Raw genomic sequence first — 17,645 nt, 5'->3', positions numbered from 1 at the left:
TACTCGCCGCCGGCGGCCACCGACCCTATCGGCAGAACACCCTCAACCATGCCTAAATGCGAAGGGCCTGTAAATCGTTCCCGTGCGGCGATCAACAACCTTTCTGCTCGACTGGGTATCGGCGACGAGAATCGAGGCACCGCAAACCGCTACCGCACCTGCTCCATCCCAAACTCCTCCACCCGCCGCCCCACGCCCAGCAGCTCGGCGATGGCCGCGATGGTGCGCGCGGACGCTAGCCCGTCGCCGTAAGGATTCACGGCATTCGCCATGGCCTCGAAGTGCTCAGCATCGTGAAGCAGCCGGCCCACCTCGGCCACGATGCGTTCCTCGTCCGTGCCGATCAGTGCCACGGTGCCGGCGTCCACTGCTTCGGGGCGTTCGGTGTTGTCGCGCATCACGAGGACGGGCTTGCCCAGGCTGGGTGCTTCTTCCTGGACCCCACCCGAATCGGTGAGGACGATGTGGGCTAAGGAGAGCATGCGGGTGAACTCGCCATAGGCCAACGGCTCGGTCACCAGAACGTTCGCCTTGCCTTCCAACGCGGGCAGTACGGCTTCGCGGACCACAGGGTTCTTGTGGGCCGGAAGGACAATGACCAGGTCCGGCTCAGCGTCGGCAATGCGGGCGAGGGCCCGGCCGACTCCGCGCATGGCGTCGCCTTGGTTCTCGCGGCGGTGCGTGGTCACCAAAAGCACTCGGCGGCCACTTGCAGCGAGGGATTCCAGTTGAGGATCGGAGAACGGGACCTGCTTGTCCACGGTGGTCAACAAAGCATCAATAACGGAGTTGCCCGTCACCACGATGTTCTCGGCAGCCACACCTTCGGCCAGCAGGTTTGCCCGGCTGGTGCTCGTCGGCGCCAAGTGTAGGGAAGCGATCTGGCTGGTGATCTTGCGGTTCGCCTCTTCCGGGAAAGGGGAGAGCAGGTTGCCGCTGCGGAGGCCGGCCTCAACGTGGATCACCGGAATGCCGTGATAGAAAGCGGCGATAGCACCCGCGGTGGAGGTGGTGGTGTCGCCTTGGACGATCACGGCGTCCGGCCTGGAAACACCAAACAAGGTATCGAGCCCGCTCATAGTGCGGGTCATGATGTCCGTGAGGGACTGGCCTGGCTGAAGAATGTTGAGATCGTGGTCCGGAGTAATGCCGAACAGCTCGTTGACCTGATCCAGCATTTCCCGGTGCTGCCCGGTGACTGTCACGACGCACTCGAAGAGGTCCGACTCCATCAATGCCCGAACAATAGGAGCCATTTTGATGGCTTCCGGGCGGGTCCCAAAAATAGGCATGATGGTGTGCACGTTTTCCCCCAAATGACCGGCCCAAGAAGGCACTCGAAACTAGTGCAATCTTAGTCGTTCAGAACACCAAGGAAGTGCGCAGAACACTTAGCATTCGGGCCGCAACCACACATCAAATAGGCCGCCCGTTTCAATGACAAATCGCCGCAGCCAGCCAGCGGGGGAGAGCTCCGGTTCGGTGCCCACCAGGTGCACGTCAGCTACGATGCACTGCTTCATCAGGGTGCCGGCCCGCTGAAGGTGATAGTCGGAGGTCACCACGGTCACGGACGTCCAACCTCGTTCGGCGGCAAGGTCCCGAAGCCGTGAGGCCTCGCCCCTGGTGTTCAGCGGATCCGGGCGAAAGCAGTCAAGGTGAGGGTCGCCGTCGTGCGCTTCACAAAACTCGTCCGAACCGGCGTTGGCCGGCAGACCCGTGGTGACAACCACCAGGTCCTTGATTCCCAACTGCTCCCGCAAGGCGAGGCCCACCGGGAGGCGTTCACTGCTCATGCCGCCCAGGACCACAATGGCGTCGGTTCGTTGGGGAGGGGCATGAGGGGGATTGTGAAAGAGCTGGAACGCAGCAATCAGCCACAGCACACCCGCCAAAACAGTAGCCACCAGTGTCCAGGCAAGCTTCCGTTGGAACGTCACCGGGTATCTACGTCCTCGAACACCAGGAAAGTTTGGGTGTCCAGGATGCCGTCCATGGATTGCAGCTGATCGAAGATGACACGGCGGAGGTGGATGTTGTCTGTGGCACGGACCAAGAGGATCACGTCGAAGTCGCCGCCCACCAAAGCAATGTGATGGATCTCCGGGATGGCCCGCAGCTGTTCCTTCAGTTCGCGCCACGAATGCTGCTGGACCTTCAACGTGACGTAGGCCGAGGACCGCAGGCCGGCTTTGATGGGATCCACCAGAGCCGTGAACTTAGTCAGCACGCCCTCGCCCGTGAGCCGGGCGATCCGGGTGTACGCGTGGGCGCGGCTGATATGGACGTTCTCGGCCACCTGCGTGATGGACATGCGCCCGTCGGTGGTCAGCTCACGGATGATGTCCCGGTCCACACTGTCCAGCGGTATGGCGGTCTGCTCCGCCTCGGCCTCGCTCACTGGCTCTCCAATTCGTCTACGGCGCGGGCACGTTACCCAGCTCACAATTGCAATTCGTCTTTCAGAGTACCCAGTTTAGGCAAGGGCTTCCATAATTTAGCGGAAAGCTGGATACGAAACAAGGCCGGGGAACATACTGGAAGCACATAGTGGCTAGAGAAGGACGGACCAATGACGATCCACGCGGACCACTCTGCGCCGGAAACGGCTGTAGAGGACCAAGCTGCTGACGTTCGGACAAAATTCGGCATCAGCGTTGAGGACTACATGCTCCCCGCCCGGCACCAGATCCAAATGGTGAACCCGGACGGCACCCTCCGCCCCCATGACGAGCAAGGCACCGAACCCGGCCACGAATACCCCACGCCCGGCGACGCTGAACTGATGGCCGCTTACGAGCAGCTCGTCGTCGGACGTCGCGTCAACGACCAGAACTCTGCGCTCGTCCGGCAGGGCCGCATGGCCGTCTACCCCTCAAGCCACGGCCAGGAAGCCTGCCAGGTTGCAGCTGCCATGTGCCTCAGCGAAGGCGACTGGCTGTTCCCCACCTACCGTGACGCCGTCGCCGTCATGACCCGCGGGGTGGACCCCGTTGAAGTGATGACCATCTTCCGCGGCGACTGGCACGGCGGGTACGATCCCACCGAGCACAACGTGGGCATCCAGTGCACCCCGCTGACCACCCAGCTGCTGCACGCTGTGGGCGTTGCCCACGCTGCCAAGCTGCGCGGCGAAAACACCGTTGTCATGGCCATGTGCGGCGACGGCGCCACCAGCGAAGGCGACTTCCACGAGGCACTGAACTTCGCCGCCGTCTTCCACCTGCCCGTCATCTTCTTCGTGCAGAACAACAAGTACGCCATCTCCGTACCGCTCAGCCTCCAGTCCGTGGCACCGTCGCTGGCCCACAAGGCTGTTGGCTACGGCATGGCCGGTGAGCGCGTTGACGGCAACGACCTCGTCGCATTGCTCGCCGTGATGGACCGGGCCGTGAAGCTGGCCCGCGACGGCTCCGGCCCGCTGCTGATCGAGGCCCACACCTACCGCATGCAGGCACACACCAACGCCGACGACGCCACCCGCTACCGCCCGGACAGCGAAGTTGCCGAATGGCAGGCCAAAGATCCGCTGGCACGCATGAAGTCCTACCTCACGGACAAGGGCCTGCTGGATTCCGCCGCTTCGGAGCGCATTGCCTCGCATGCCGAGGCCGTGGCCACCCAGCTCCGCGAAGGCCTGGGCGAGGACGTTCCCGTGCAGCCGCTGGACCTCTTCAAATACGTCTTCGACAAGCAAACGCCGCAGCTCAAAGAACAGTCCGAACTGCTCGCCAGCGAACTCGCACGAGAGGAGAGCGCAAAATGACCGTCACCACCACCGCCAGCGGCACCACCGCAAACGGCAACGTCAGCGCAGCCACTGCCAGCGCAGCCGCTTCCGCCGCGGCCACCGCCGAAGCCACCGGCCCGCAGAGCCTCACCATGGCCAAAGCGCTCAACACCGCCATGGCCGACGCCATGCGCGCAGACTCCTCCGTCCTGGTCTTCGGCGAGGACGTGGGCATGCTGGGCGGCGTCTTCCGCATCACGGACGGCCTCATGGCGGAATTCGGCGAACAGCGCTGCTTCGACACCCCGCTGGCCGAGTCCGGCATCGTCGGCATGGCCGTGGGCATGGCCATCAACGGCATGCGCCCCGTGATCGAAATGCAGTTCGACGCCTTCGCCTACCCGGCCTTCGAACAGATCGTCAGCCACGTAGCCAAAATGCACAACCGCACCAAGGGCAAGCTCAAAATGCCCATGGTCATCCGTGTTCCCTACGCTGGCGGAATCGGGGGAGTGGAGCACCACTGCGACTCCTCCGAGTCCTACTACGCCCACACCGCCGGACTCAAGGTCTACACCCCGGCCACCGTGGCCGACGGCTACCGCATGCTCCGCGAAGCAATCGACTCCGATGACCCCGTCATGTTCATGGAACCCAAGAAGCTCTACTGGTCCAAGGACCAAGTGGACCTGGGCGCCCTCCGAGCAGAGCACGACGCCGGCACCTCCACCGAGGGCCGCGCAGCTGTTGCCCGTCCCGGCACCGACGCCACGCTCATCGCCTACGGTCCATCCGTCCCCACCGCGCTCGCCGCAGCGGCTGCTGCCGCCGAAGAGGGCCGCTCTCTGGAAGTCATCGACGTCCGCACCCTCGTCCCCTTCGACGACGAAACCGTCTGCGCGTCCGTACGCAAGACGGGACGCGCCGTCGTGATCGCCGAAGCCCACGGATTCGCTTCCGTGTCCTCCGAGATCGTGGCCCGCGTCCAGGAACGCGCGTTCCACTACCTTGCTGCGCCCATATTGCGGGTGACCGGCTTCGATGTCCCGTTCCCGTCTCCCAAGCTGGAGCACTACTACCTGCCAAGCGTCGACCGCATCCTCGACGCCGTCGACGACCTTCAATGGGAGGACTAACCATGAGCTCAGATATGCAGGTCTTCAAACTGCCCGATCTTGGCGAGGGCCTCACCGAGGCCGAACTGGTGAACTGGCTCGTTGCCGTGGGCGACGAGATTGTGGTTGACCAGCCAATCGCCGAGGTTGAAACCGCCAAGTCCATGGTTGAGGTGCCCTCGCCTTACGCGGGCACCGTTGCCGAGCTGCATGGTGAAGCCGGTCAAACGCTCGACGTCGGCAAGCCGCTGATCTCGATCGCTCGCGCTGGTTCTGCTGCGGCTTCGCCCGCTGCCGCACCTGTTGCTGCACCTGCTGGTTCTGTGGATCCTTCGCCCGTGTCCTCCGGTCTTGACGTTTCTTCCTCGGTGGAAGCTGCTGCCGAGACGTACCGGACCGAGGAGAAGGCTGGCTCGGGCAACGTGCTGATTGGGTACGGCACGCCCGGGGGAGCGACCGGTGGCCGGACCCGCCCGCGGAAGGCGAGCGTCGGTGGCGGTTCTGTTTCTGCTCCTGTTGCTGTTGCTGAGCCTGTTTCTGTGGCTGAGCCGGCTGTCGCTGACCCGGCTGTGGCTGGGACGCGCATTCCCGGCAAGCTCAGTGCCGTCATCTCGCCGCTGGTGCGCAAGATGGCGCGCGACCACGGTGTTTCCCTCGAGGCGATTGAGGGTTCGGGTGCCAGTGGCTTGATCATGCGTCGGGATGTGGAGGCGGCGATTTCTGCTCCAGAGGCTGCTCCTGCTCCTGCTGTTGCTGGTGCTGCTGCTCCTGTATCTGCCGCTTCTGCCGCCTCGGGTGCCGTGGACAACCGGACTGGTTTGACTGTCTCGGCGCGCACGCCTGTCCGTGGGGTCCGCAAGGCCGTGGCCGCGAACATGACCCGCAGCCGCTCGGAGATTCCCGAAGCGACCGTTTGGGTGGACGTCGATGCAACAGCCCTGCTGGAGATGCGGGCCGAGCTCAAGAAGCGCGCACCGCACGATACCCCGGGGCTGCTGGCCTTCATCGCCCGTTTTGTCACAGCTGGGTTAAAAAAGTACCCGGCCCTGAACACGCGCTTTGAAACAGCATCGGATGGTTCGCAAGAGATCGTTGGGTTCGACGGCATCAACCTTGGCTTCGCCGCCCAGACCGACCGCGGACTCGTGGTCCCGTCCGTCCGGAACGCGCACGAGCTGAGCGCCCGCGAACTGGACGCAGAGATCCGCCGACTCACCGCCGTCGCGCGTGACGGAAAGGCGACCCCCACCGAACTGGGCTCCGGCACTTTCACGCTGAACAACTACGGCGTGTTCGGTGTGGACGGCTCGGCCGCGATCATCAACTACCCCGAAGTTGCGATGCTCGGCGTGGGCCGCATCATCGACAAGCCCTGGGTGGTCAACGGTGAGCTGGCCGTCCGCAAAGTCACCGAACTGACCCTCGCGTTCGACCACCGCGTGTGCGACGGCGAAACAGCGGCCGGCTTCCTCCGGTACGTTGCCGACGCAATCGAGAACCCGGGTGGAGCGCTCGCGGACATGTAACGCTCTCTCACATCCCTAGGGCTTGGGCGGGACGCTCTCTCACATCCCGATCAGTTCCTCGGCATTGGTTTCACAACTCCAGCTCCTGCGTCGTTGCGGACGATGTACTCCGAAAGGGCCGAACTTCACCGATCGCGGACACCGTAGAGGGTGCCGGGATTGAGAAACTGCCGCCCCCACAGGAGGCGGCTGTCGGGGCTGGTCAGCATTCCAAATTCCGCAGCCTCGGCCCAGTGCCCACGAATAGCGTCTTCGATTCGGGCAACGATGTTGTTGGCCTCGTCTTTGGTCAGGCCATAGAGACTACCGGCGGCGATGAGGCCAGATAAGTTGTTCCGCCTTGTCCTGTTCCTGTCATATGCGATGGCCTGCGAATCCGTCTCTCCGCTAGCCGCATGGGCGAAAGGTCGAGATGCTCGGCGGTCATCCCTCGGGCAGCGCGGGACATCCGAATTTGCTGCCCGAGCACGCAATACTGCCCTCATTGTGGTTGACCAGCCATGGGGCAATACGCTTTTTCTTCGACGCCCCGTAGAATTGCGGAGAGAATCGTCGTGGACCGATTGGGTCCTATGTCTGCATTGTGGGGGAGGGAACGTGACGGCACGGGGACTGCGTCTGGTCCGCGGGTGGACCGGCGCCCTTTTTGCGACCTCCGTCGCCGCGCTTTCCCACGTTCTGGCCGGCGGCGATGTCCCTGATTTGCGTCTGGCGCTTGTGTCCCTGGCGTTGTCGGGGATGATTTGTGGTGCCTTGGCCGGCCGCGTGCTGTGCTTGAAGCGGTTGGCGGCCGGAGTCGTTCTCAGCCAGGGACTGTTTCACTGGCTCTTCAGTCTCGGCGGCGAGGCAGCCCCTGCATTCGCCCCCGCCGGAGCGGGCCATGCAGGTCATCTCATGCCCGCACTGACCTCCGGTGGTGAAGCAGCGATGTCTGCCGGGATGACGCATGCTTCGCCAATGATGTGGGTCAGCCACGCGTGTGCGGCCGTGCTCACCGTTGCCGTGCTCCGGCACGGTGAGGTAACCGCCGTACGGCTGCTGCGGGCCTTGCGTCTCAAGGTGACCGCGTTCCTTCCATTGTTCGTACCGCTCGCCGTCGAACCGGGTGCCCCGGCCCTTCCGGCAAGCTGGCCCGTGCGGACCCTGCGTAACCTTGGCGCCCCGCTGCTGGTGATGCGTCACCGCGGCCCTCCGCTCTTTCCTGTCGTGTCCTAGGCGCAGTGCGCCTTTCACCCCGACGAACCCCGCGTAGCCTGCTACCAGGCACCGGGGCGGAAAGCAGTCATGCCAAAAAGTATCTTAAAGAAAAACCCGTGGCGGCGCCCCTGGGCCGGCACCACCTCCGTCCTCGCCATGCTCCTGCTGGGCTTGGGCGTCAGTCTGGGCACGGCCCCGGCCGCTTTAGCTCATGATGAGTTGATGTCGTCCACACCGGCACCCGGCCAACGCCTCGACCGGAGCCCGGACAGTATTTCGCTGACCTTCCGGGCCCCGATGATGAAGCTGGGATATGAGATCCGCGTGGTGGACTCAACGGCCGCCAACCGCGTGGAAATCGCCCCGGTCCTGTCCGGGGCTACCCTGACCCAGCCGTTGCCCGCGGACCTGCCCGAGGGCGAATACCAGGTCCGTTGGAGGGTGGTGTCCATCGATGGGCACCCCATCGATGGCAGTTATGAATTCCTTGTCGGAGCCACCGCCAAGCCGGGGTCCTTTGACGCGGCCAGCGGCGCAAAGACCTCCCCGACGCCGGGCCCTGCTGCCGGAGCCGACCAAATTGAAACGGATCAGTCCGCGGCGCTGCCGGGCTGGCTGATCCCTGCCGGCCTCGGAGCCGTGGCAGGACTCGGGATTTATGTCGCCTTCCGCGCCACCGCCCGGCTTCGCCGCGCCACAACCGACAACTAGCACTTAACAGTCCGCTGCGTGGCGGCTGTCCCAAATCTTTCAGGAGCACTCCCATGTCTAAAAAACTCACTTACGTAACCCTGTCTGTCCTCACGGCCGCGTCCTTGGCCCTGAGCGGCTGCGGACAGGAAAACGCACCTTCGACGACGGCGGCCTCGAGCCCCAGCGCTTCGGCGCCGGCTGCCCTGACGGTCAGCGAGACCTGGGCCAAAGCCCTCGAGTCCGGCATGACCCCGGTTTTCGGGACCATTGAGAACACCACAGAGAAGGAAATTACGGTCTCTGGCGCCTCTACTGCGGCTGCCAAGGTCGCCGAGCTGCACGAAACCGTGTCAGGCTCGGATGGAAGCATGAAGATGCAGCCCAAGGAGGGTGGATTCGTCATTCCCGCGAAGGGAACCTTCAAACTCGAACCAGGCGCCAACCACATCATGCTGATGGACCTGACACAGCCTGTAAAGCCCGGTGACGACATCACTGTGGAGCTTCAACTCGCGGATGGCGGGACGACGACATTCACCGCGCAGGTCAAAGACTTCGCCGGCGCGAACGAAGAATACTCCGGGACCACGGAACCTGAACAAGGTTCCATGGACGGTACCCACAGCGGCATGGTGATGCCCTCGACCACGCCGTCGAAATGATGTCCTCGGATCGATACCCGACGGAACAGGGTACCCGCGGACAGGATTCGGCCGGGCGCGGCGGTCTCCGACGCAGGCATGTTCTGTTCGGCGGCGCCGCCGCCGGCATCGGCGCTCTCGCGGCCGCCGGTACCCAGATCGCCTCGGCCAGCCGTGACTCCCAACCCGTGGCGTTGCCGCCGGAGGACGGATCCAACGGGGCCGAGGTTGAGCCCTTCCACGGTGAACGCCAAGCCGGAATCAGCACGGCACCGCAGACGCACGGGGTTTTCCTGGGCTTGGACCTGCTCCCCGGCACCACCCGGGAGCAGGTCAGGGCCCTGCTGCGCCTGCTTAGTGACGACGCGGCGAACCTCACTCAAGGCAAACCGGCGCTGGCCGATACCGAAGGCGAACTCGCGCTGCGCCCGGCACGGCTGACAGTGACGTTCGGGTTCGGCCCGGGACTGATCCGGGTGGTTGATCCTGCCCGGGCTCCGGGCTGGCTGAAGCCCCTGCCGGCCTTCACGATTGACCGCCTGGTTCCGGAATTCTCCGATGGGGACCTTCTGCTGCAGATCTGCGCGGATGATCCCCTTACGGTTGCTCATGCCCAACGGATGCTCCTCAAAGACAGCCGTAGTTTCACCACCGTCCGCTGGATCCAATCCGGGTTCCGCCGCGCCTATGGCACGGAGAAATCAGGAACCACCATGCGGAACCTGTTCGGCCAGGTGGATGGAACCTCCAACCCGGCCCCGGGCAGTCCGGAGTTCGAGCGCGTCGTTTGGGGGGACCCCCAAATACCGGCCTGGACCCCGAACGGGACCTCGTTGGTGATCCGGCGGATCGCCATGAACCTGGATAAATGGGATGAACTGGACCGTTCCGGTCGGGAAGCATCCGTGGGCAGGAACCTCGCCAACGGTGCGCCGCTAACCGGAACGCAGGAGCACGACGAACCCGACTTCGCCGCACTGAGCCCTGTGGGGTTCCCGGTGATCGCGGATTTCTCGCACCTGCGCAGGGCCCGGCCCGAGGACGCCTCCCAACGGATGTTCCGGCGCGCCTACAATTACGACGCTGCCCCGGGCGCAGGGGCCGGATCCGGGTCAGGCCTGATATTCGCGTCTTACCAGGCCGACGTGGACCGGCAGTTCACCCCGATCCAGCGCCGACTGGATGAACTGGACATCCTCAACCAATGGACCACCCCGGTGGGGTCAGCCGTGTTCGCCGTCCCGCCCGGATGCGGGCCAGGAGGCTTCATTGGCGAGCAACTCTTCGCCTAAGAGCCACAGCTAGTCAACATAGACCACCGCAGCCAGCACCCGGAGCCATCACGAGCTCCGGGTGCCGGCTGGCTGTGCCCAACTTCACCGTCAGGCCTGTCCTGACGGACCCAGCCAAGAGGACAACCCTTGACACCCATCATCACTGTCGACCCTGCAGGACAGGCCACAGAGGCAGCCACTCCCGGCAAACCCCGTGGCGCTGTCCGGGCTCTGGCCAAGCGTTTGCACTTCTATGCCGGAGTCTTCATCGGCCCCTTCCTGCTTATCGCCGCCCTCTCCGGCGCGCTTTACGCCCTGACCCCGGCACTGGAAGAGGCCATTTACAGCAAGGAACTGCGGGTTCCGGCCTCCCAATCCTCTGTTCCGCTGGCAGAGCAGATCCGCGCCGCCCAGCAAATTGCAGGAGGCCAGGCGCCCGCAGCGGTCCGGCCTGCACCAAGGCCGGGGGACACCACCCGCGTCATGTTCACGGACCCCGGATTGGGTGAGTCTGAATCCAGGGCTATCTTCATCAACCCAGCCAACGCCGAAGTCCGGGGGGACCTGACTGTGTACGGCACCAGCGGCGTCCTGCCGTTCCGTACATGGATCGATGACCTGCACAGGACCCTGCTGCTGGGCGATGCCGGCCGCCTCTACAGCGAGCTGGCTGCTTCCTGGCTTTGGCTGATCTCTCTGGCCGGCCTCGCGCTCTGGTTGACCAGGCCCCGGCGGAAGACACCGAAAAAAGACGTCACCGCCCGGACAAGGACGGGCAGGTTCAACCGGGGCGGGCTTGCGAAGGTCCACGGAACCGGCGGCGTGGCACTCATTGTCGGGTTCCTGTTCCTCTCCGCTACGGGCCTGACCTGGTCCGGGCTGGCCGGAAACAACATCACAAGCCTCAGGTCCGCTCTGAACTGGACCACCCCCCAACTGCCCACCACCATTGATGGCGCGGATGCATCGGCCGACGGTGTGCAGCAGCCCCATCACGGTGGTGGAACACCAACAGGCACAAGCATGGACCCCACCATGTACGACCATGTCTTGGCCGCAGCACGCCAGGAGACCATCATCGAGGCGGACAAAATCGAGATCAAGCCTCCCGCCGGGGCCGGGAAGGCCTGGACCGTCACGGAAATCGACCGCAGCTGGCCCACCCAGGCCGACGCCGTCGCCGTCCACCCCGCCACCATGAAAGTCACCTCAAAACTCGTGTTCGAGGACTTCACCTTGGCCGCAAAACTTACCCGCTGGGGCATTGACGCGCACACGGGTGTCCTCTTCGGGCTCGCCAACCAACTTGTCCTGGCCCTCATCGCGCTTGGCCTGGCTGGAAGCATCATTGGCGGCTATCTCATGTGGTGGAAGCGACGTCCTACCCGGGGCACAGCCTGGGCCGTGGGGAGAGCGCCCAGCCAACGCTTCCTCCGCACTTCGCCCTGGCCCCTCACAGCCACCGTCGCCGCGGTAGCTATCGCAGTGGGCGTGTTCCTTCCACTGCTGGGAATCAGTCTCGCGGTCTTCCTGGCTTTCGACGTCGTCCTGAGCCTCATCAAGAACCGGCCCCAAACCGGCAAGTGACGCCACCGCCAGCGGCTCCGGCATCGACCGAGCCGCTGGCATGGGCTTGCACGCAACCAGCGCCGAAGTTGTCACAAACGCGCCCATTACGACTTTGTAGTCGGGAGTCAGCTTACAATTTCCTGGGGGTCAGCTGGTGGTCTCCAGTTGCCCGCGATCAGCCGTTCAGAGGTTGCACGCGCTTTCCCTAGGAAGCCCGAATATGGTGAATAATTCCCGTCTGCACCCGCTGAGGTTTATCGGCCTGGCCGTGACCACACTTCTCATTGGCGGGGGATTGGCTGTTCAGCCGGCAGCCGCAGCCGATCTTGACGACCTTATCCCGAGCACGCCGCAGGCAATTCAGCCGACACCCGAAACGGCTACCGACCAATTCATTGTCGGCATTCGGGACAACGCCGCCCAAGCCGCTGCAGTGAAAGCCGAAAACGCGGCGGACCAAGCAGCAACCAAGCTTGGCGTCTCGGCCCAAAACGTGCGCCGAAACGCTACGGGCGGGCAAGTCATCAAGCTCGACGAAGCCCTCACGCCGTCGGAAGCCAAGCTTTTCGTGGAGACGCTCCGCGCTGATCCTGCTGTCGCTTACGCAGAGCCTGACGCCATCATGTACCCCACGGCCCACTCGAAAGACTACGGCTACACGGAGCAGTGGAACCTGTGGGATAACTTCTCCGGCATCCGCACTCCAGCAGCCTGGAACTACAACCAGGGCGAAGGTGTGGTGGTGGCGATCGTGGACACCGGCATCACCAACCACCCGGAACTCAATGCGAATGTGCTGCCCGGCTACGACATGATCTCCAATGCAACTAACGCGCGGGACGGAAACGGCAGGGATCCGGACCCCACTGACCAAGGCGACTGGGTTCCGGCAGGGCAATGTGAAGCGGGCAGCCCCGCTGAAAGTTCGTCCTGGCACGGAACCCACGTGGCCGGAATTGTGGCCGCAGTTGGAAACAACAGCATTGGCATCAGTGGCGTAGCGCCAAAGTCAAAGATTCTTCCGGTGCGGGCTTTGGGCGCCTGTGGAGGGTACAGTTCCGACATCGCTGACTCAATCGTCTGGGCAGCCGGCGGCGTGGTCACTGACCTCCCCGTCAACCCCAACCCAGCAAAGGTGATCAACATCAGCCTCGGTGGCGTAGCCACATGCTCCGCCACCTACCAGAACGCCATCAACTTTGCCTACAACGCAGGTACAGCAGTGGTGGTCTCCGCAGGAAACTCCAACCGCCCGGCAGCTGATATCAGCCCGGGTAATTGCCAGAACGTCATCACCGTGGCGGCGAGCACCAAGTCCGGCGCGCGGGCGGAGTATTCCAATTACGGAAGCGCTATTGACGTGACGGCGCCCGGCGGCGACATGACAACAGATGTCACCCAAGGCATCTTGTCCACCTTGAACTACGGCACCACCACACAGGATGAACCTGCTTTTGCGTTCATGCAGGGCACGTCCATGGCTTCTCCTCACGTGGCCGGCATTGCGGCTCTCCTCTTCTCGGCTGAAGGCAACACCCTCACACCCCAGTTGCTGGAACAGCAACTCAAGGAATCAGCGCGACCGCTTCCGGCCGGTTGCTCCGCCGGCTGCGGTGCGGGTTTGGTAGACGCCACGACGGCGTTGAAAAAGTTCGGTGGTGCCGCCCCGCTTCCTGCGCCGCACCAAAAGCTCACCGATTTCAATGGTGATGGAACCAGCGACGTGATTGCTCGTGACAGCAGCGGCGTGTTGTGGCTCTACAAGGGCAGCGGCTACGGCAACTGGAGGGGCCGCACCCAGATCGGCGTCGGCTGGAACGTCATGACCTCGGTTGAAGCGCCCGGCGACTTCAACGGAGACGGCTATGCCGACGTTATTGCCCGCGACGGCAACGGCGTTCTGTGGCTGTACCCCGGCAACGGGTGGGGTGGCTTGCTCGGCCGCACGCAGATCGGCGCCGGCTGGAACATGATGACGTCCATCAAGTCACCGGGTGACTTCAACGGAGACGCGACAACCGATGTCATTGCCCGCGACGGCAACGGCGTTCTGTGGCTATACCCGGGCAACGGCACCGGCGGTTGGCTCCAGCCCCGCCAAATCGGCGCCGGCTGGAACGTCATGACAGCGATCGACGGCGTGGGCGACTTCAACGGCGACGGCAAAGCTGACGTCATTGCCCGCAACGGATCAGGAGCTTTGCTGCTCTACCCGGGTAATGGAGCCGGTGGTTGGCTGGCAGCGACCCAGGTGGGCGCCGGTTGGAACATCTTCAACGCCATTGAGGCGCCGGGCGACTTTGACGGCGACGGAAAGGTGGACGTTCTTGGGCGCACCAGCGCCGGAGAACTGGTCTTGTACGCCGGCAACGGTTACAGCTGGTGGTTGTACTCGGCCCAGGTTGGCGTCGGCTGGAACACCATGAACGCTTTCCTCTAACACCGGATGTCACGGCCCGGAAGCATCAATTGCTTCCGGGCCGTTTCCGTTTCCTTCCAGCATCCGCACGGGATCCGTGGGTAGAGTAGAGGCCTGAACATCGCCGGATTGCAGTGGATACGGAGCACGAATTGTCAGCTTGGCTAGAACTTGGACCGGACAACTACGTCTTGGAAACCGAGGGATCGTTACTCAACACCGGGCTCGTGGTGGGTTCTGAACTCGCCATGGTCATCGACACCGGCTGCGGCCCCCGCCAAGGCCGGGAGATCCTCGCTGCTGTTCGCGAAAAGACCCAGCTTCCGCTGGTTGTGGTGAACACGCACGCCCACTACGACCATTTCTTCGGCAACGCAGTATTTGCCGACGACGGCGTCACGGAGTTTTGGGCGCACGCCAACTGTGCGGCCACTATAGAACGCGACGCCGATACCCAGCGACGCTTCGTGGCCACCAATGAACCCGAGATGGCAGCGGGGGAGGGCGACGCCGTCGACATCGTTGTCCCCAACGCCCTGGTCCACGACCAACCTGTCCTGGTTGACCTTGGCGGCATCACCGCCACCCTCTTCTACCTGGGCCGTGCGCACACCGATGGTGACCTCCTGGTTGGCACCAGCTCCACTCTTTATGTGGGGGACTTGGTTGAGCAGGGTGCGCATCCGTCGTTCGAGGATTCTTATCCGGAGGAATGGGCTGATGCCCTGCGGCACATTTCCGCGCTCCGACACCGCTACGAGTTCCTGGTCCCGGGCCATGGAAAACCCGTTAGTGATCAGTTCGTCAAGACCATGGCCGACACCATGAGCACCGCGGTCCGGCAGGCAACGCAGTCCATCCGCGATATGCCATCCGACGCCACCAAGGCCATTCCGGTGCTGCCTTATGGCCCGGAACAATCCCGTTGGTTTATCAAGAGGCTTCAGGAAACCAATGCCCAGGGACGCTCATCCTTGGGTACACCGGATTTCGGACCCGGGAAAACGGGTTCATACCCCTCTTAAACAAGGTTCCTTACAAATTTGTCATCTTCTTTACTCCCAACCATGGACTAACGGCTTAGTCCCGTCCTAGGATGAAGGCGATCATTGGTTCGCGACTACCTGGGGGTGTCGAGATGAAGGGTTCACGCGTTTTCCCGCGTGCTACCAGCATTCTCCGCTCTGTCATGGTCGCGGGCGCCGGTACCGCAATCTGGATGGCACTCTCCGCAACAACTGCGAGTGCAGACACTGGAACCTCCGACGAAACCCTGCTGGGCAGCGTCGCTTCGTCCAGTTCAATCACTGTTCCAGTGCCGAACGTACCCCTGCCCAGTGTGGTCAAAGGCGTGGTACCGGCCCAGCAGATCAACGTCCACGTCCCGGCAGCGACACCCCTCGTGGAACACGTCGGCGGCACGGTCGATCAGCTTGTTTCAGCCGTGCCAGTGGTCAACCAAGTGGTTCCCCCGAGCACTGCGGGAACCCTGGTGAACACCGTAGTTGTTCCGACCACAGACACCGTGGACAACACTGTCAATGTTGTTGTCCCTCCGGTTAACCAAGTTTTGGAACCCGCTCGGCTGGAACCCGTCACGGACGTGGTGACACCGATTGTGGAGCCGATTGTCGGTGTGGTGGACGGCGTGGTGGACACAGTCCTGACGCCCGTTGGAGCCATCGTCCCGCCGATAGGCGTCCCGCCTGTGGTGGTTCCGCCGGTGAGTGTCCCGCCTGTGGCGGTTCCGCCGGTTGTTGATGCCGGAACCGTGCCTGAGGCCAGGGTGCCCGGCTCGGAGGTTTCAGTTGCCCCCGCGACGGTGGACGCAGACCCGTTGGCGACTGCCGCCGTCGTGAGTTCAACAGCCCCTGAGCCCAGCAAACTGGACCTCCGCGTGAACCCGTCACGCGTATCCGCCGACGCTTCAGCGTTGCTGGCCTCCACCCGCAATTTTGCTCCAACAGGGATCACGGCGGTGCTCGGGGGCGCCTCCTCGGCCGCCGATCCCGCGTCTCCCTCGGAGCTGCCAACGCAGCCTGCAACAGCACCGTCCGCTGTCACGGGAGCCGGTTCCGGTAACTCCCACAACGGTCCGCCCAGCCCTGCAGCTGCCTTCCTTCAGGGCGCACTGATCATTCCCGCAGACGCACTACCCGGCCTGAATTCGGTCGATGCTGCACAACATCCAAAGCCGGTGTGCTTCGACCCCGGCTCCTCTCCTGACTAGTTTCCCTGCCGGCCGCGCAGCTCTTCGCGGCAGACGGTCATTCGGGCGATCCGTCACTCGGACGTCTTTGGGAACAACGTCTTCAGGAGAGAACCACAATGAACACGACCATACGCAAGTGCCTTATCGGCACATGCTTTGCCGGGGGCATGATCGTCCTCAGCGCCACCGCGGCGAACGCCGCGGACACCACCAGCGGCAAGGACGGGATCCTTTCCGGCACACAGGTGGTAGCGCCAGTAACAGCGCCGATCAGCCTCGGCGGAACAGCACTTGGACTGTTGGGGGATTCAGCAGCTACGACGTCCGCGCCGGCACCTGCTGCAGGTTCAGGGTCCGCTATGGCACCGGCGGCCAGCACCAACGGCTCCAACAGCATCGGCTCCGGAACGCAGGTAGTTGCTCCGGTAACGGTGCCCATAAACCTGGGCTCGTCGTCAGTGGGTCTGCTGGGGGGCTCCACTGCGGCGAGCTCAGCCACACCTGCCGCTCCTGCGGCTCCTGCCGCGGCGGCGAGTTCGACGCCGGCAGCCACCACCAGCGGTTCCGACGGTATCGCTTCGGGAACCCAGGTTGTGGCGCCGGTGACGATCCCCATCACGGTGGGGTCGACGTCGGCCGGTGTACTTGGCGATTCAGCTGCCACGTCATCAGCAACAGCTCCTGCTCCGGCCCAAGCGCCGGCGCAGGCAACAACGTCGGGGGGAGAGGGCATTGCGTCCGGCGCTCAGGTAGTGGCTCCGATTTCGGTCCCTGTTAACATCGGAGCCACTGCCGTGGGTGTTGGCGGCGACTCCTCCGCTACCTCCGGCTCTGTTGGTTCTTCGGCGCCGGCTGCTCCTGCTACCTCGGGTGCTTCCACTTCGGGTTCGGACGGCATTGGTTCGGGGACCCAGGTAGTTGCTCCTGTGGCTGTGCCGATCAACCTTGGTTCCACCTCGGCTGGTTTGCTGGGTGATTCCTCGGCCACGAACACCGGCACGGGTTCCACAGGCGGAACTGCTCCGACCGGTACCACGTCTGGTAGCACCACTACCGGCAGCGGCGGGATCCTATCCGGCACTCAGCTGGTCATCCCGATCACGGCTCCCGTCACCGTTGGTTCCACCTCGGTTGGTATTGGCGGGGGCTCCGTCGGCACCGTTAACCCGCCGGTTGTCACTCCTCCGGTTGTGAACCCGCCGGTGGTCACTCCTCCGGTTGTGAACCCGCCGGTTGTCACCCCTCCGGTTGTCACTCCTCCGGTTGTGA

General features: G+C 63.7%; 15 protein-coding genes. 12 read left to right on the top strand and 3 right to left on the bottom strand.

Annotation, left to right across the window (positions count from 1 at the left end; genetic code table 11):
• Positions 1–149: 149 nt before the first annotated feature.
• The 3 genes from wecB to ACLRGI_RS17500 form a co-directional block, all read right to left on the bottom strand.
• Positions 150–1,292: a non-hydrolyzing UDP-N-acetylglucosamine 2-epimerase gene (gene wecB / locus ACLRGI_RS17510; protein ID WP_419202840.1), complete on the bottom strand. Its 1,143-nt coding sequence runs from the start codon at positions 1,290–1,292 to the stop codon at positions 150–152.
• Between the two features lie 99 nt (positions 1,293–1,391).
• Positions 1,392–1,940, bottom strand: coding sequence for a YdcF family protein (locus ACLRGI_RS17505; protein ID WP_419202839.1), 549 nt, complete (start codon positions 1,938–1,940; stop codon positions 1,392–1,394).
• Positions 1,937–2,401 carry an Lrp/AsnC family transcriptional regulator gene (locus ACLRGI_RS17500; protein WP_419202838.1) on the bottom strand — a complete coding sequence of 155 codons (465 nt, stop codon included), beginning with the start codon at positions 2,399–2,401 and terminating at the stop codon, positions 1,937–1,939. The genes ACLRGI_RS17505 and ACLRGI_RS17500 overlap by 4 nt, the downstream gene beginning before the upstream one ends.
• Before the next feature lie 171 nt (positions 2,402–2,572).
• Between ACLRGI_RS17500 and pdhA the strand changes: the two genes are divergently transcribed.
• From pdhA to ACLRGI_RS17440, 12 genes are all read left to right on the top strand, one after another.
• Positions 2,573–3,766, top strand: coding sequence for a pyruvate dehydrogenase (acetyl-transferring) E1 component subunit alpha (gene pdhA / locus ACLRGI_RS17495; RefSeq protein ID WP_419202837.1), 1,194 nt, complete (start codon positions 2,573–2,575; stop codon positions 3,764–3,766).
• Positions 3,763–4,866 carry an alpha-ketoacid dehydrogenase subunit beta gene (locus ACLRGI_RS17490; RefSeq protein ID WP_419202836.1) on the top strand — a complete coding sequence of 368 codons (1,104 nt, stop codon included), beginning with the start codon at positions 3,763–3,765 and terminating at the stop codon, positions 4,864–4,866. The genes pdhA and ACLRGI_RS17490 overlap by 4 nt, the downstream gene beginning before the upstream one ends.
• A gap of 2 nt (positions 4,867–4,868) precedes the next feature.
• Positions 4,869–6,371 carry a dihydrolipoamide acetyltransferase family protein gene (locus tag ACLRGI_RS17485; protein WP_419202835.1) on the top strand — a complete coding sequence of 501 codons (1,503 nt, stop codon included), beginning with the start codon at positions 4,869–4,871 and terminating at the stop codon, positions 6,369–6,371.
• Between the two features lie 597 nt (positions 6,372–6,968).
• On the top strand, positions 6,969–7,586 hold the full coding sequence (locus ACLRGI_RS17480) for a hypothetical protein (protein WP_419202834.1): 618 nt from the start codon (positions 6,969–6,971) through the stop codon (positions 7,584–7,586).
• Between the two features lie 69 nt (positions 7,587–7,655).
• Positions 7,656–8,279 carry a copper resistance CopC family protein gene (locus ACLRGI_RS17475; protein WP_419202833.1) on the top strand — a complete coding sequence of 208 codons (624 nt, stop codon included), beginning with the start codon at positions 7,656–7,658 and terminating at the stop codon, positions 8,277–8,279.
• A 53-nt stretch (positions 8,280–8,332) separates the two neighbouring features.
• On the top strand, positions 8,333–8,923 hold the full coding sequence (locus ACLRGI_RS17470; RefSeq protein WP_419202832.1) for a copper chaperone PCu(A)C: 591 nt from the start codon (positions 8,333–8,335) through the stop codon (positions 8,921–8,923).
• Positions 8,920–10,194 (top strand): Dyp-type peroxidase, encoded by a 1,275-nt coding sequence (locus ACLRGI_RS17465; RefSeq protein ID WP_419202831.1) that lies wholly within the window; start codon positions 8,920–8,922, stop codon positions 10,192–10,194. The genes ACLRGI_RS17470 and ACLRGI_RS17465 overlap by 4 nt, the downstream gene beginning before the upstream one ends.
• A gap of 129 nt (positions 10,195–10,323) precedes the next feature.
• Positions 10,324–11,763 carry a PepSY-associated TM helix domain-containing protein gene (locus tag ACLRGI_RS17460; RefSeq protein WP_419202830.1) on the top strand — a complete coding sequence of 480 codons (1,440 nt, stop codon included), beginning with the start codon at positions 10,324–10,326 and terminating at the stop codon, positions 11,761–11,763.
• Positions 11,764–11,965: 202 nt separating this feature from the next.
• Positions 11,966–14,185 carry a S8 family serine peptidase gene (locus ACLRGI_RS17455; protein ID WP_419202829.1) on the top strand — a complete coding sequence of 740 codons (2,220 nt, stop codon included), beginning with the start codon at positions 11,966–11,968 and terminating at the stop codon, positions 14,183–14,185.
• 131 nt (positions 14,186–14,316) lie between these two features.
• Positions 14,317–15,189 carry an MBL fold metallo-hydrolase gene (locus tag ACLRGI_RS17450; RefSeq protein ID WP_419202828.1) on the top strand — a complete coding sequence of 291 codons (873 nt, stop codon included), beginning with the start codon at positions 14,317–14,319 and terminating at the stop codon, positions 15,187–15,189.
• Positions 15,190–15,302: 113 nt separating this feature from the next.
• A complete protein-coding gene (locus ACLRGI_RS17445) occupies positions 15,303–16,394 on the top strand; it encodes a hypothetical protein (RefSeq protein ID WP_419202827.1) in 1,092 nt (363 codons plus the stop codon).
• A 98-nt stretch (positions 16,395–16,492) separates the two neighbouring features.
• Positions 16,493–17,645 (top strand): cell wall anchor protein (locus ACLRGI_RS17440; protein WP_419202826.1); only part of this gene is annotated, 1,153 nt, incomplete at its 3' end.

It is taken from the genome of Paenarthrobacter sp. PPS72, from assembly GCF_048537125.1.
Lineage (GTDB): Bacteria > Actinomycetota > Actinomycetes > Actinomycetales > Micrococcaceae > Arthrobacter > Arthrobacter nitroguajacolicus_E.
Note: the sequence above shows the minus strand (reverse complement) of the source record. Positions and strands in the feature narration are given on the sequence as shown.

Coding starts and splice junctions, on each gene's coding strand:
- wecB (WP_419202840.1), bottom strand. CDS start 1,292: ATGCCTATTTTTGGGACCCGCCCGGAAGCCATCAAAATGGCTCCTATT.
- pdhA (WP_419202837.1), top strand. CDS start 2,573: ATGACGATCCACGCGGACCACTCTGCGCCGGAAACGGCTGTAGAGGAC.
- ACLRGI_RS17490 (WP_419202836.1), top strand. CDS start 3,763: ATGACCGTCACCACCACCGCCAGCGGCACCACCGCAAACGGCAACGTC.
- ACLRGI_RS17485 (WP_419202835.1), top strand. CDS start 4,869: ATGAGCTCAGATATGCAGGTCTTCAAACTGCCCGATCTTGGCGAGGGC.
- ACLRGI_RS17475 (WP_419202833.1), top strand. CDS start 7,656: ATGCCAAAAAGTATCTTAAAGAAAAACCCGTGGCGGCGCCCCTGGGCC.
- ACLRGI_RS17470 (WP_419202832.1), top strand. CDS start 8,333: ATGTCTAAAAAACTCACTTACGTAACCCTGTCTGTCCTCACGGCCGCG.
- ACLRGI_RS17465 (WP_419202831.1), top strand. CDS start 8,920: ATGATGTCCTCGGATCGATACCCGACGGAACAGGGTACCCGCGGACAG.
- ACLRGI_RS17455 (WP_419202829.1), top strand. CDS start 11,966: ATGGTGAATAATTCCCGTCTGCACCCGCTGAGGTTTATCGGCCTGGCC.
- ACLRGI_RS17445 (WP_419202827.1), top strand. CDS start 15,303: ATGAAGGGTTCACGCGTTTTCCCGCGTGCTACCAGCATTCTCCGCTCT.